General features: G+C 68.0%; 15 protein-coding genes. 5 read left to right on the forward strand and 10 right to left on the reverse strand.

What is annotated here, in order from left to right; translation table 11 throughout:
• The first annotated feature begins 155 nt into the window (after positions 1–155).
• Positions 156–833 (forward strand): L,D-transpeptidase, encoded by a 678-nt coding sequence (locus MPPM_RS14500; RefSeq protein WP_096485631.1) that lies wholly within the window; start codon positions 156–158, stop codon positions 831–833.
• 80 nt (positions 834–913) lie between these two features.
• Here MPPM_RS14500 and MPPM_RS28535 read toward each other — a convergent pair whose 3' ends face one another.
• Complete coding sequence (locus MPPM_RS28535; RefSeq protein WP_017485919.1) at positions 914–1051, reverse strand: hypothetical protein; 138 nt, start codon at positions 1049–1051, stop codon at positions 914–916.
• Between the two features lie 162 nt (positions 1052–1213).
• On the opposite strand from MPPM_RS28535, the gene MPPM_RS14505 reads away from it, so the two are divergent.
• Positions 1214–1456, forward strand: a complete 243-nt coding sequence (locus MPPM_RS14505) for a DUF2171 domain-containing protein (protein WP_096485632.1) — start codon at positions 1214–1216, stop codon at positions 1454–1456.
• Between the two features lie 318 nt (positions 1457–1774).
• On the opposite strand, the gene MPPM_RS14515 is transcribed toward MPPM_RS14505, so the two are convergent.
• A complete protein-coding gene (locus tag MPPM_RS14515; RefSeq protein ID WP_096487858.1) occupies positions 1775–2200 on the reverse strand; it encodes a gamma-butyrobetaine hydroxylase family protein in 426 nt (141 codons plus the stop codon).
• Positions 2201–2343: 143 nt separating this feature from the next.
• Here MPPM_RS14515 and moaA point away from each other — a divergent pair, with 143 nt between their 5' ends.
• Positions 2344–3378 (forward strand): GTP 3',8-cyclase MoaA, encoded by a 1035-nt coding sequence (gene moaA, locus MPPM_RS14520; protein ID WP_096487859.1) that lies wholly within the window; start codon positions 2344–2346, stop codon positions 3376–3378.
• 6 nt (positions 3379–3384) lie between these two features.
• Here moaA and MPPM_RS14525 read toward each other — a convergent pair whose 3' ends face one another.
• Together MPPM_RS14525 and MPPM_RS14530 are read right to left on the reverse strand one after the other, a co-directional pair.
• Positions 3385–4305 carry a WcbI family polysaccharide biosynthesis putative acetyltransferase gene (locus tag MPPM_RS14525; RefSeq protein ID WP_096485634.1) on the reverse strand — a complete coding sequence of 307 codons (921 nt, stop codon included), beginning with the start codon at positions 4303–4305 and terminating at the stop codon, positions 3385–3387.
• Complete coding sequence (locus MPPM_RS14530) at positions 4206–5402, reverse strand: GSCFA domain-containing protein (RefSeq protein WP_096485635.1); 1197 nt, start codon at positions 5400–5402, stop codon at positions 4206–4208. The genes MPPM_RS14525 and MPPM_RS14530 overlap by 100 nt, the downstream gene beginning before the upstream one ends.
• Before the next feature lie 137 nt (positions 5403–5539).
• On the opposite strand from MPPM_RS14530, the gene MPPM_RS14535 reads away from it, so the two are divergent.
• Complete coding sequence (locus MPPM_RS14535; protein ID WP_096485636.1) at positions 5540–6406, forward strand: NAD(P)-dependent oxidoreductase; 867 nt, start codon at positions 5540–5542, stop codon at positions 6404–6406.
• Here MPPM_RS14535 and miaA read toward each other — a convergent pair.
• Entirely contained in the window at positions 6384–7337 is a 954-nt protein-coding gene (gene miaA / locus MPPM_RS14540; RefSeq protein ID WP_096485637.1) for a tRNA (adenosine(37)-N6)-dimethylallyltransferase MiaA, read from the reverse strand. The genes MPPM_RS14535 and miaA overlap by 23 nt on opposite strands.
• An 11-nt stretch (positions 7338–7348) precedes the next feature.
• Here miaA and serB point away from each other — a divergent pair, with 11 nt between their 5' ends.
• Positions 7349–8245 (forward strand): phosphoserine phosphatase SerB, encoded by an 897-nt coding sequence (gene serB, locus MPPM_RS14545; RefSeq protein WP_096485638.1) that lies wholly within the window; start codon positions 7349–7351, stop codon positions 8243–8245.
• Between the two features lie 104 nt (positions 8246–8349).
• Here the strand turns inward: serB and MPPM_RS14550 are convergent, their stop codons facing one another.
• From MPPM_RS14550 to MPPM_RS14570, 5 genes are all read right to left on the reverse strand, one after another.
• Positions 8350–9885 (reverse strand): DegQ family serine endoprotease, encoded by a 1536-nt coding sequence (locus tag MPPM_RS14550; protein ID WP_096485639.1) that lies wholly within the window; start codon positions 9883–9885, stop codon positions 8350–8352.
• 113 nt (positions 9886–9998) lie between these two features.
• Positions 9999–10970 carry a protease modulator HflC gene (gene hflC / locus MPPM_RS14555; RefSeq protein ID WP_096485640.1) on the reverse strand — a complete coding sequence of 324 codons (972 nt, stop codon included), beginning with the start codon at positions 10968–10970 and terminating at the stop codon, positions 9999–10001.
• On the reverse strand, positions 10967–12109 hold the full coding sequence (gene hflK, locus MPPM_RS14560) for an FtsH protease activity modulator HflK (protein WP_096485641.1): 1143 nt from the start codon (positions 12107–12109) through the stop codon (positions 10967–10969). The genes hflC and hflK overlap by 4 nt, the downstream gene beginning before the upstream one ends.
• Positions 12110–12389: 280 nt before the next feature.
• Positions 12390–12890: a dihydrofolate reductase gene (locus MPPM_RS14565; RefSeq protein ID WP_096485642.1), complete on the reverse strand. Its 501-nt coding sequence runs from the start codon at positions 12888–12890 to the stop codon at positions 12390–12392.
• Positions 12890–13684: a thymidylate synthase gene (locus MPPM_RS14570; RefSeq protein ID WP_096485643.1), complete on the reverse strand. Its 795-nt coding sequence runs from the start codon at positions 13682–13684 to the stop codon at positions 12890–12892. The genes MPPM_RS14565 and MPPM_RS14570 overlap by 1 nt, the downstream gene beginning before the upstream one ends.
• Positions 13685–13696 lie beyond the last annotated feature (12 nt).

Consider the following 13696-nt stretch of genomic DNA (forward strand, 5'->3'; position numbering starts at 1 on the left):
CCACGTAGTCACGAACACGGCCGAAGCGGTACCGCACCGCAAATCAAGCTTGGCTTTGGACGGCGAGCGTTTACGCGTTGGCGAGGGTCCGCACGGCATCGTGCGGCGGTTCTTCCACCGCGTCCCCTGTTCTTCGCCTGCCCCGAGAGGCCCTGATGCGCCGTTTCGTCGTTGCCCTGGGCGGGCTTGCCTGCGCGACGGTCGCGCTGGCAAGCCCCGCTGCTGCCTATGAGATCGACCCGCTTACCCGTCAGCCTCTGAGCGACGTCCTGACGGTGCGCGTTCGCCCGCAGAACGCGCTGCCGACGGCCAATGCGGCCCTGCCGGCCGACGTCCCCGGCACGCCGGGCGCGGCGGCAGATCCGCTCGCCTCCGCGGTACCGCAGATGACGGCGATCCCGCGCCAGACGGTGCCCTATTCCGGCCCCTACACGCCCGGCACCATCGTGGTCTCGACCACCGAGCGTCGGCTCTACCTCATCCAGCCCGGTGGCGAGGCCCTCCGTTACGGCGTCGGCGTCGGCCGGCCCGGTTTTACCTGGGGCGGCAGCCAGACCGTTACGATGAAGCGTGAATGGCCGGATTGGCGCCCGCCGGCCGAAATGCTGCGCCGCCGCCCCGATCTGCCGCGCTACATGAAGGGCGGCATCGAGAATCCGCTCGGCGCCCGCGCCATGTATCTCGGCAACACGATCTACCGCATCCACGGCTCCAACGAGCCGGAAACGATCGGGACTGCCGTCTCCTCGGGCTGCATCCGCATGACCAACGAGGACGTGACGGACCTCTACAGCCGCGTGAAGGTCGGCGCCCGGGTCGTCGTCCAGCGCTGATCGTTTCGACGACGCGCAACGAGAAGGGCCGGCAGGAATGCCGGCCCTTCTCGTTTTGCTCGGGTTGAAGGAGGCTTGCGTCAGCCGATCAGAAGCAGGCTGAGCACGATGGCGGCGGCACCGCCGGCAACGGCGAGGCCCAGGATGACGACGCTGCTGAGTTGATCGACCGTGTTCACGTCCTGGCCGATGCGGTGCTGGGTGTCGGTGGCCGCCATGCGCTGCTTTCCGCTCGTTCCGTTGATCTCGCACGGCAACGGCGGTGCGAGCGGATGGTTCAATGCCGAACGGTCGCAGGTCGTCCTCCCGGAGCGGGCGGACCGGGCTGCGGAACCTGCATCCGAGCAACCGGTTGGCTCCGCTCAACAGGGAGAGCAGCCATGGTCGATGCCAGCCAGATCCGCGAGCACGCCACCGTCCTCGGTTCGGACGGCGGACATGTCGGAACGGTCGATCACGTCGCGAAGGGCGAGATCAAGCTGACGAAGAGCGATTCCGACGCCGGCGGCCTTCACCACTACATCCCGCTCGATTTCGTCATCGCCGTCGAGGGCGATCAGGTCCGGCTCAACCGGAGCGCCGACGAGGTGAAGCGGGAGTGGAGCACGTCTGGCGCCGCGTGACGCGAAGATCCGCCGTCCTCCGAACCGCTCGGAAAACACCTCATCTCGGATTTTGCAACGTCGGGCAGGCGCATGGATGCGCAGGCCGAAGAGTCATCGTGGGAGAACGCCGTGACGGGACAGAGTGAGCGGCCGCAATCCGAGGCCGAACCGAAGCCGAAAGAGGATTCGCCCTCTCCGCCTCAGCCGCCGGCCGGAAATCCTCCGGTGCCCCAGCCGGATGCGATTCCCGACGAGGACCTCGACCAAGTCGAGGAGCAGCCGAGCTAGAACGGCCCGCGGGTCGTCGCGAGGACGACCCGCGCCGGTTCGCGGCGCTCAGTGGCAGCCGCAGCTTCCGCTGCCGCAGCCGCCGCCATGGCTGCCTTTGGCCGGAGCGCTTGCGGCGCGGTCGCGCGAGAGACCGCGCTCCTCCAACTCGCGCAGATAGGTCGACCAGCGGTTCCGGTACTCCCGGCCGAGGTCGAACAGATAGTCCCAGCCGTAGATGCCGGTGTCGTGCATGTCGTCGAAGAACAGCTTCACGGCATAGTTGCCGACCGGCTCCACCGAGAGGATTGCGACGTCGCGCTTGCCGCCCAGGACCTTGCGTTCCGCCGGAGAATGGCCTTGAACCTCCGCGGAAGGACTCGAAACGCGCAAGTATTCGGCGGGCAGTTCGAAGCGACCGCCCCCGTCGAAAGCCACGGTCAGGATGCGCTTGTCGCCGGACAAGCGGATTTCAGTGGGCCAGCGCTCACTCATGACGATCCGTTCCACGCTCTCATGCCGGCGTTGCATGCATGTGCTTGCCGGAAAATGCCACCGCCCTCATATGGATGGCGATGTTGGATCTGTCAGCCGACAAAACCGCCAAGGCCGGTCACGAGTCGAGTTCAGAGGCGCGCATGTGGGGTCCCGCTGAAGACGCGCCTGCGCCTGTGCGCCCTGCGCCGCTGATCGACCCGTTCCAGCGGGCGATCACCTATCTGCGCATCTCGGTGACGGATCGCTGCGATTTCCGCTGTGCCTATTGCATGGCGGAGGACATGCAGTTCCTGCCCAAGCGCGATCTGTTGACCCTTGAAGAGCTCGACCGGCTCTGCGGCGTCTTCATCGATCGCGGCGTGCGCAAGCTTCGGATCACCGGTGGCGAGCCGCTGGTCCGCCGCGACATCATGCATCTGTTCCGCCGGCTGTCGCGCCACCTCAAGAGCGGCGCGCTCGACGAATTGACGCTGACGACCAACGGCTCGCAACTCGCCCGCTTCGCGCCCGAGTTGGCCGATCTCGGCGTGCGCCGGATCAACGTCTCGCTCGACACGCTCGACCCGCAAAAGTTCCGCGAGATCACCCGGCGCGGCGACCTGTCGGTCGTGCTCGCCGGCATCGAGGCGGCGCGGGCTGCCGGGATCAAGGTCAAGATCAACGCGGTGGCGCTGAAGGGCGTCAACGAGGACGAGATCGCCGACATGATCGCCTGGGCCCACGGCCTCGGCATGGACATGACGCTGATCGAGGTGATGCCGCTCGGTGAGATCGAGGGCGACCGTACTGACCAGTTTCTGCCGCTCTCGGTCGCGCGCGAGCGCCTGGAGCAACGTTACACACTGACCCCGCTGCCGGACCGCACCGGCGGCCCGGCCCGCTACGTGCGGATCGAGGAGACTGGCGGCCGACTCGGCTTCATCACGCCGCTGACGCATAATTTCTGCGAGAGCTGCAACCGCGTGCGGCTGACCTGCACCGGCAAGCTCTACATGTGCCTTGGACAGGAGGATGCGGCCGATCTGCGCGCCGCCCTGCGCGCCTCGCCCGACGACGCCCTGGTGACGCAGGCCGTCGTCGAGGCGATCTCGCGCAAGCCCAAGGGCCACGACTTCGTCATCGAACGCGCCCGCCCGGCGGCCGTGCCGCGGCACATGAGCGTGACCGGCGGCTGACCGGTCTCACCCCGCGACCGGGACCAGCGTGTCCCGGATGTCCGGATCGGCGAGCCAGTTCTGGACGCGATCGCAGTGCCCGGGGATTTTCGGCGTGTGCGCGTAGATCGCCAGCGACCCCTCCACCATCGCCCGCAGCTCGATGCAGCGGCCGGCATCTACCAGGAAGTTCAGCCCACCGAGCGGCAGCTTGAAGGTCGTGCTGCCGGCGACGCCCAGCCGCGCTGCGATCTCCGGATAGACCGGCCAGACGCATCCGCCGAGCGGATCGGGCAGGTAATCTTCGCATGCCGCCGTCCGGGCGGGAATCCCGGCGCGGTGGAGCGCGTCGCGGGCGAGATCCGCGAGCACGAAAAGCTTCGGATGATTGATCGTGTGCATGAAGCAGCCGCGACGCATCCAGCCGGCGAACAGGCGGTCGAGATTGCAGCCGTGAGCGTGGCTCATCGCCAGCAGGGCGTCGCGATTCGCGAACCAGCCCTCGAGGTAGCCGACCCGCGAAAACACCTCGGCTCGGAACAGCGAGACGATCTCGTCGACCGAGAAGCCGCGGGCGAAACCGTAGACGACCAGCGCCGAGTGGTAATCGCCCATCGGCGAACCGAACAGGCCGGTCTTGTGGCTGATATAGACGATGTCCGGGTGGAAGGCCGGGAAGACGATCGACGGGACGGGCACGACGAACCGGGCAGTCTCGAGGACCCGTGCGGGCGTCACATCTCCGAACGGGCCGGCCTCGAACGGAAAGCACACGGTCAGGTCGGCGTTTCTCACCGCGTCGAGCAACCGCCGGGGGCTCGAGTCGAACTGCGAGAAGGTAGCCGGCTCTACCGACGCGATCTCAGCATCCTGCGCAAGGAACCCCACACACCCCGCGAGGACGGCGACTTGGCAGTTGTTGCCGAGGACGACGATTCGCCTAGCCACGGACGCGTGCCTCCGGCTGCCAGCAATTCCTCGTCGCAGACCACGGCCGCCTGCTGGGCGAACTCCCGGCGCGCCTCGTGCAGGCTGCGGCTGGAGGCGGGGAGGCCGTCCCGGTCCCCGCCCTCGGTGAGATGGCGGAAGAAGACCCGCATGACATGATCGACACCGTCCTTGCTGACGGACCTGAGATCGCTCTCGAGATAGCGGAAGGCTCCCTCGGGCGAGGTGATGATCTCGTAGGAGGGGAAGTAGAGCGTGTCGTCGCGTGTGTCGGCCAGACGCTGCGCGGCGACCCGGAGCACCGCCTTGCTGTGGACGGTCGATTGCAGAACGTGGCGTCCCTCATAGGTCGCCACCAGCGGCACCGGCGAGACGGTCAGGATCAGGCGCGCCCGCGGATTGACCGCCTTCAAGGCATCGGCGAAGGCGGCGAGATCCGCGATCACCTCCTCGACCGGCTGATTTCGGAAGGCGTAAGCCCCCGGATCGAAGGTGCCGGCGGCCACACCCGGACAGAGCGGGAATGCCGCACCGTCGGCCTCCGCCTGCCATCCCTCGGTCAGTCCGAGAGTGAAGACGAAGACGTCGAGGCTTTCGAAAAGTTGACGCACGCGGGCGAAATGCTCTTGCCGCTCCGCCTCGACGTCGTCCGGGCTCGCGAAGCCCGCCGGCTCGATGCGCGGCCGGAACGGGTCGGCGAAGCGTCCGTCCCGCCGCTCCCACGCCGTATCAGCAGGCGTGAAGCGGCCGTACGCGCGTTCAATCAGCTGCAGGAGTTGGCGCGCGGTGTAGACATTGCCGTAGCGCGCCGAGAACAGGCGGTAGCCGCGGCTGCGGGCCTCGTCCGGCGGCACGCCCGCGGGTGCGTCTTCGGTGACCAGATAATGGTAGCCGCTGGCCTGGAGTCGGTCGGCGATGTGCTGGGCGAAGCAGCTTCCCGCCGTCGCGATCCGGGTCTGCCGCGTCAGCCGGAAACCCTCCGGCACCGACGGGCCCGTCATCGGATCGAGGGCGAACAGGGGTAGTGAGCCGACGGAGCGATCCCAGAAGGCGTGGTCGGCAAGACCGGAATAGGGATTTCGGGTGCGGTCCTGCATCGCTCGGCGGAGCCTAGCCGACCGGCTACCCAGCGGCAACGGCCATCCCCAGCGCTGACCATCTTGGTATTTTGAATGTCGCGCGCTCGGGGCTAGAGCACGGAACGAGACGATCCGATACCGGAGACACCAATCCCATGGCGAAAGTCGCGTTCCTGGGCCTCGGCGTAATGGGCTCGCCGATGGCGGGGCACCTCGCGAAGAAGGGCCACGACGTTACCGTCTTCAACCGCACCGGCGCCAAGGCGGAGGCCTGGGTCGCGGCCAATGGTGGCCGGGCCGCCGCGACGCCGCGCGAGGCGGCAGCCGGATGCGCCATCGTCTTCGCCTGCGTCGGCAACGACGACGACCTGCGCTCGGTGGTGCTCGGTGACGACGGCGCCTTTGCCGGGATGGAGAAGGGTGCGGTCTTCGTCGATCACACGACCGCCTCGGCCGAGGTCGCCCGCGAACTCTCTGCCGCCGCCGATGCGGCCGGCTTGCGCTTCGTCGATGCACCCGTCTCCGGCGGTCAGGCGGGCGCGGAGAACGGTGTGCTCACCGTGATGTGCGGCGGCGACGAGGGGGCCTATGCCGAGGTCGAACCCGTCATCATGGCCTACGCCAAGTCCTGCCGTCTGCTAGGGCCGTCGGGCTCGGGCCAGCTCACCAAGATGGTCAATCAGATCGCCATTGCCGGGCTGGTGCAGGGCCTGTCCGAGGCGATCCACTTCGCCAAGCGCGCCGGTCTGGATGTGGAGACCGTGCTCGACGTGATCTCGAAGGGCGCGGCCGGCTCCTGGCAGATGGAGAATCGCGGCCGCACCATGAATGCGGACAAGTTCGATTTCGGCTTTGCCGTGGAGTGGATGCGCAAGGATCTCGGCATCCTGCTCGCCGAGTCCCGTCGCAACGGCGCCCGCCTGCCGGTCACGGCGCTGGTCGATCAGTTCTACGCCGAGGTCGAGGCCATGGGCGGCAAGCGCTGGGACACCTCTTCCCTCATCGCCCGGCTGGAGCGCTGAGCCGGGCCTCCGCCAGGGACCACGCCGCCTCCGGCGTGGTCCAGTGCCAGTCCTCGCCCATCTGGTGGCGGAACCACGTGAACTGGCGCTTGGCGTAGCGGCGGGTGTCGCCCTGGCCGCGCTGGATCGCCTCCTCGCGTGAGAGCGACCCGTCGAGATGAGCGATCAGCCCCGGCACGCCGTGGGCGCGCATCACCGGCAGCAGCGGGTCGAGGCGCCGCTCCCGCAGCGCGGCGACCTCGTCGAGGGCGCCCTGTTCCATCATCGTCGCGAAGCGCGCATCGATGCGCCGGCGCAGCGTCTCGCGCTCCGGTGCGAGGAAGATCTTCAGGAGCGGCCGCCCGGCGAGCGGCCCCGGCAAGCGGGCTTCGTGGAACGAGCCGATGGAGCGGCCGGTCGCCGCGAAGATCTCGAGGGCCCGCATCACCCGCATCCGGTCCGAGGAGCGCAGACGCTGCGCGCTCTCAGGGTCGCGCAGGGCGAGCGAGGCGTGGAGCGACTCGGTCGGCTGCCCCTCCGCCTCCGCCCGGATTTGTGCGCGAATCGCCTCCGGCACCGTGGGCAGGTCCGAGATGCCCTCGTCGAGGGAGCGGAAGTACAAGCCGGTGCCGCCGACGAAGATCGGTAGGCTTGCGGCCTCGCATTCTGCGAGGATCGTGGCGGCCTGCCGCTGGAAGTGACCGACGGAGAAATTCACCGCACCGTCCACGCTGCCGTAGAGGCGGTGGGGGGCAGACGCCTCTTCCTCCGGGGTCGGTCGGGCAGAGAGCACGCGCAGGTCGGCATAGACCTGCATCGAATCCGTATTGATCACGGTCCCGCCGAAGGCGCGGGCGATGCGCAGCCCCAGCGCCGACTTGCCCGAGGCGGTGGGCCCTGCAATGAGGATGGCGGCCGGGCGCCCTGCTTCCTGCCCGTCCGAACTTCGCACGGCTGCTCTCCATGACCCTCGTCGCGACGCTGATAGCAAACCCGGCCCGGCCCGCCATCACCGACGCGGTGCTCGCGGAAGCGCGGAGGGTGACGAAAACCGAGCACCAGCCACGGATACTCCACGGCGAGGTGGCCGCCGAACTGCTGGTCCCGGGGACGCCGAGCGAGGCTTCCGCTGTCACCGAGCTTCTGCGCGAGGCGCTGGGGTCCGAGCCGATCGATCTCGCCGTGCTTCCCCACGACCAGCACCGCCGCAAGCGGCTGTTCCTGGCCGACATGGACTCGACCATGATCGAACAGGAATGCATCGACGAACTCGCCGACGTCGTCGGCATCAAGGATCGGGTGGCGGCGATCACCGAGCGGGCGATGCGCGGTGAGATCGCGTTCGAGCCGGCCCTGCGGGAGCGGGTCGCTCTGCTGAAGGGCCTGTCCGTCGGCGTGATCGACGGCCTGATCCGCGACGCGATCCGCCTGACGCCGGGCGGCCATACCCTCGTCGCGACGATGCGGGCGCACGGCGCCTTCGCCTGTCTCGTCTCCGGCGGCTTCACCCTGTTCACCGGTCCCATCGGCAGCCGTCTGGGCTTCGATGAGACCCGTGCCAACCAACTCGACGTGGCGGACGGGCATCTGACGGGGCAGGTGGTCGAGCCCATCGTCGGCGCGGAAGCCAAGCGGGCGAGCCTCATCGAGCTGCGCGAGCGGCTTGGCCTGGGCGCTGCGGAGACGATGGCGGTCGGTGACGGCGCCAACGACCTGCCGATGCTCGCAGAAGCCGGCCTCGGTGTCGCGTTTCGGGCCAAGCCCAAAGTGGCCGAGGCCGCCCACGTGCGGATCGAGCACGGCGACCTGACCGCGCTTCTCTACCTGCAGGGCTACTCGGCGGCGGAGTTCGCCGCTTAGGTTTTCGGCGCTGCCGTAAACGCAAAACTGATCGGATCGACTCCTCTCTCCGCGGGCGGAGAGAGGAGTACAACGAACGGATCAGCTTTGGGGTTGAGGCCCGATCACTCCAGGCCGATGGCAACGAAGCGCACGTCGCCGCTCGCGCTGGCAACCAGCAGCAGCACCGACTTGCGGCCTTCCTTCTTGAGGGCGTCCACGCGCTTGGTCACGTCGGTCGGGTTCGCCACCGCCTCCTGGCCGACCTCGACGATGACTTCGCCGGGCTGGATGCGCTTGTCGGCGGCGGTCGAGTTCGGATCGACCTTGGTGACGACCACGCCGCTCTTCACGCTCTCCTTGATGTTGTAGCGGCGGCGGGCCTCGTCGGTGAGACCGGACAGGCTGAGGCCGAGGATCTGGCGATTGGCCGATTCCGCCTCCGGCTGCTTGACGTTGGCGACCTGGGTCTTCTCGCCGTCCTCCAGGCGGCCGAGGAGGACCGACTTCGTCTGCTCCTCGCCCTTGCGCACGATCTGGACGTCCACGGTCTTGCCGACCGGGGTCGCGGCGACGATGCGGGGCAGCTCGCTCGACGACTTCACCGGCACGCCGTTGAACTTGACGATGACGTCCCCGACTTCGAGGCCCGCGGTCTTGGCCGGGCCCTTCTCATCGACGCCGGCCACCAGCGCGCCCTTGGCGCCGCCCTTCAGGCCGAGCGCCTCGGCGGTGGCCTCGTCGACGTTCTGGATGCGCACGCCGAGCCAGCCGCGGCGCACCTCGCCGAACTGCCGGAGCTGATCGACCACTTGGCTCGCCGTCCCCGAGGGCACCGCGAAGCCGATGCCGACCGAGCCGCCCGAGGGCGAAAGAATCGCCGTGTTGATGCCGATCACCTCGCCGTCCATGTTGAACAGCGGACCGCCCGAATTGCCCTTGTTGATGGCCGCATCCGTCTGGATGTAGTTGTCGTAGGGTCCGGACTCGATGTTGCGGCCGCGGGCCGAGACGATGCCGGCGGAGACCGAGCCGCCGAGGCCGAACGGGTTGCCGATCGCCATGACCCAGTCGCCCGGGCGCATCTTGTCGGAATCACCGAAGGGCACGGCCTTGAGCGGGCGCTCGGCCGTCGGCTTCACCCGCAGCAGGGCGAGATCGATCTTCGAATCCTTGCCGATGATCTCCGCCTTCAGCTTGGTGCCGTCGGACAGGATGACCTGAATGTCGTTGGCGTCGCCGATGACGTGGTTGTTCGTCACCACGATGCCCGACGCGTCGATGATGAAGCCCGAGCCCAGCGAGTTCGACTTGCGCGTCGGCCCGCGCGAGCTGTCGTCATCACCCTTCGGGGCGCCCTGACCGCGCCGCTTGAAGAATTCCTCGAAGAGATCCTCGAAGGGCGTGCCTTGCGGCAGCTGCGGCATGGTCCGGCCGCCGCGGCTATTCGCCTCGACCGTCGTCGAGGCCGAGATGTTCACCACGGCGTCCGTCACCTTCTCGGCAAGGTCGGCGAGCGATTCCGGACCGCGCGCGAAGGCCGGGATTGGCAGCGCGGTGACCGTGACGGTGAGGCCGAGCACCGCGGCGGCCAGGGCCGATGAGGCGCGCCGGGCAAGCGACGGCGTTCGGCCCCGGACGGCGTTCGCGGCGAGTCTCATGGACGTTTCCTCAAGCTCCGAGAGTGCCCGGTTTCAGGCCGGCATATAAATTCGGCGGCCGGCACCCTCGATCAAGAGCGCCGGCCGGATCGGTCGGATCGGTCGCAGGCCGCTCAGCGCACCGCGCCGGTGGTCGCATCGCCGGCCGAAGCACCCGCAGCCGTGGGCTGGGCGGCGCCGTTGCGGGCGCCCTGCGGGCGGCGGCCCTGCGGATCGTTGAAGTAGCGGAAGAAGTCCGAGTTCGGGCTCACCACGAGTCGCGTGTCCTGCCCCTTCAGCGACTGCTCGTAGGCCTGCATCGAACGGTAGAAGGCGAAGAAGTCCGCGTCCTGCCCGAAGGCTTCCGCCAGGATGCGGTTCTTTTCCGCGTCGCCCTGACCGCGCAGCTCTTCCTGCTGCTGGTTGGCCTCGGCCAGGATCACGACGACGTCGCGATCGGCCTTGGCGCGGATCAGCGTCGCCGCCTGATCGCCGTTGGCGCGGATGTCGGTCGCCTCCTTCTTCCGCTCGGAGGTCATGCGGTCATACACCGCCTGACTGTTCTTGGCGGGCAGGTCGACGCGGGTCATGCGCAGATCGACGATCTCGATGCCGAGCCCCTTGGCCTGCCGATTCACGTCCTCCTGGATCGTGTTCATGAGGTCGGAGCGCTCGGTCCGCACGATGGCGTCGCGGCTGGTCCGGGCCAGCACGTTGCGCAGCGCCGAGTTGGTGAAGCTCGCCAGACGCTGGTTCGCCAGCGCGATCGTGCCGACCGACTGATAGAACTTCAGCGGATCGACGATGCGGTAGCGGGCGAAGGCGTCCACTTCGAGGTTCTGCCGGTCCGCGGTGAGCAGGGTCTGTACCGGCAGATCGAGATCGAGCACGCGTTTGTCGAACAGGACGACGCTGTCGGTGAACGGCACCTTGAAGTAGAGGCCGGGCTTGTTCTGGCCGACCGGGTTCAGCACGTCGCGCACGCGGCCGAGCTGAAGCACGAGCGCCTGCTGCATCTGTCCCACGGTGAAGACCGAGGCGTAGAGCCCGATCCCCACGACGGCGGCGATGAGAAGCAGGCCGGTCCGGATTGCTGGATTGTTCATCGGCTGGTCGCTCCGTTCGTCTGCGTCCGACCGCTGTCGAGCAACGGCAGCACGGGGAGCACGCCCGCGGCGCTGGCGCCGCCCGCCACGCCGCCGTTCTGATCGATGATGACCTTGTTCACGGAGCCGAGCACTCTCTCCATCGTCTCCAGGAAGATCCGCTCGCGGATGACCTCGGGCGCGACCTTGTAGGAATCGTAGACCTGACGGAAGCGGGACGCCTGACCGGTCGCCTCGGCCGTGGCCTGGGAACGGTAGGCCTCGGCGCCCTGGATGATCTTGCTCGCATTGCCTCGGGCGTCGGGAACGACGCGGCTGGCATAGGTTTCGGCTTCGTTGCGCACCTGCTGGGCGTATTGCTGCGCTGCGTTCACGTCGATGAAGGCGGGACGCACCTCCGGCGGCGGGGTGACGCTGGTGAGCTGCACGACCTCGATGCGAACACCGGCGCCGTACTCGTCGAGCGCGCTCTGGACGATCTCCTTGACCTCCTGAGAGATGCTGGATTGCTCGTTGGTCAGGATCGCCTGGATGTTGCGGCGGCCGATCACCTCGCGCATCGCGCTCTCGGAGATGGCCTTGATGGTCCCCTCCGGATTGGCGAGGTTGAAGACGTAATCTTCCGCCTTGAGCGGATTGACGCGCCACTGCACCTCGAAATCGATATCGACGATGTTCTCGTCACCGGTGAGCATCAGGCTCTCTTCCGGTACGTCGCGCTGGCGCGTGGTGCTGCCGGTCGTGATGTAGCCGATCGGAATCGAGTTCACGATGCCGACGTTGGGCTTCTGCACGGACCCGATCGGGTAGGGGAAGTTGTAGCGCAGGCCCTCGCCGGACTGGCTCGTGTAGCGCCCGAAGACCGTGTTGATGCCGACCTCGTTGGGCTTCACGATGTAGAAGCCGGTCAGCAGCCACGCGCTGAGCACGAGGCCCGCCGCCACGAGGATTCCCTTGCCACCGCCGAAGCCTCCGCCCGGCATGACGCCGCGGAGCCGATCCTGGCCGCGCCGGAGCAGATCCTCGAGATCGGGGGGCGTCTTGCCGCCACCCCCGCCACCCCAGGGGCCGCCGCCATTGCCGCCGCCGGGACGGCCCCAGGGGCCACCTCCGCCGCCGCTCTGATTGCTCCAAGGCATTCTCGACGTGAACTCCTGCTGAAGCCGGCCCCCCGCGGATGCGGCGGGCTTTTGCCTAAAACTCGATCCGCCGCCCGGTCATCGCCCTGCCACGGGACAGGAGGAGCCGGTTTCGCTAAGCGCCAGAAGGCGTTTGCGGTGCCGCAAGGGCGCCGCGCACCTGAGTGGCGCCGCGCGGTCCTGTCAAGGCTGGCAGGTGGGCCCGCACCCCGTCAACCGCAACGGCTGTCCGTGCCACGAATCTCTTGCGGCCCCTGCGGCCAAAGCGCCGCTGACGCGATCAGCGATCGGCGATGCGATCCAAATCCACGAAACGAAACGCGAATTCATCGCGCTCACCGGCGGCGTGCGCCTCGCTGAAGGTCTCGCGAAAGGCGCTCCGGTCGAAGGGCGGAAAGTACGCATCGCCCTCGGGTGCGGCATCGACCTCGGTGAGATGCAGCCGGTCCGCATGGGGAAGGGCAAGCCTGTAGATTTCGGCGCCGCCCACCACCATCAGCTCGGCGCCTCCGGCCGCGGCCAGAGCCGCGTCCCAATCGTGCACCACGTCCGCGCCGGGGATGGTGCGGCCGCGCTCGCGCGTCAGGACGAGGCTGCGCCGGCCGGGCAGGGGACGGCCGATCGAATCCCAGGTCTTGCGGCCCATCAGGATCGGCTTGCCCATGGTGAGCGCCTTGAAGCGCTTCAGGTCGCTGGAGATTCGCCACGCGAGATCGTTGTCGCGGCCGATCACGCCGTTGCGGGCAAGCGCGACGACGAGGGAGATGCGGGGGATTTTCATCAGACGGCCACCGGCGCCCTGATGGCGGGATGCGGTTCGTAGCCCTCGATCACGATGTCCTCGAAGCGGAAGTCGAACAGCGAACGCACTTCCGGGTTCAGGCGCAGCCGGGGCAGGGCGCGGGGCTCGCGCGAGAGCTGGAGCCGGGTCTGTTCCAGGTGGTTGGCGTAGAGATGCGCGTCACCGAAGGTGTGGACGAAATCGCCGGCCTGCAGCCCCGTCACCTGCGCCATCATCGCCGTGAGCAGCGCGTAGCTCGCGATGTTGAACGGCACCCCGAGGAAGGCATCGGCCGAGCGCTGGTAGAGTTGGCAGGAGAGCCGCCCCTCGGCGACGTAGAACTGGAACAGGCAGTGGCAGGGGGCAAGCGCCATCCGGTCGAGGTCGGCCGGGTTCCAGGCCGAGACGATCAGCCGGCGCGAATCCGGATTGCGGGTAATCTCGTCGAGAACCCAGGCGATCTGATCGACCGTGCCGCCGTCCGGCTTGGCCCAGCTGCGCCACTGCTTGCCGTAGACGGGGCCGAGATCGCCGCTGGCGTCGGCCCACTCGTCCCAGATCGTGACGCCATTCTCCTTGAGGTAGGCGATGTTGGTGTCGCCCTTCAGGAACCACAGCAACTCGTGGATGATCGAGCGCAGGTGAAGCTGCTTCGTCGTCACCAGGGGAAAGCCGTCCGCAAGATCGAACCGCATCTGGTGGCCGAACACCGAGAGCGTGCCCGTGCCGGTGCGGTCCTCCTTGCGGACGCCCTCGGAGAGGATGCGGGTGAGCAGATCGTGATAGGCGCGCATGGCCCCTCAGAT

It is taken from the genome of Methylorubrum populi, from assembly GCF_002355515.1.
Classification (GTDB): Bacteria; Pseudomonadota; Alphaproteobacteria; order Rhizobiales; family Beijerinckiaceae; genus Methylobacterium; species Methylobacterium populi_A.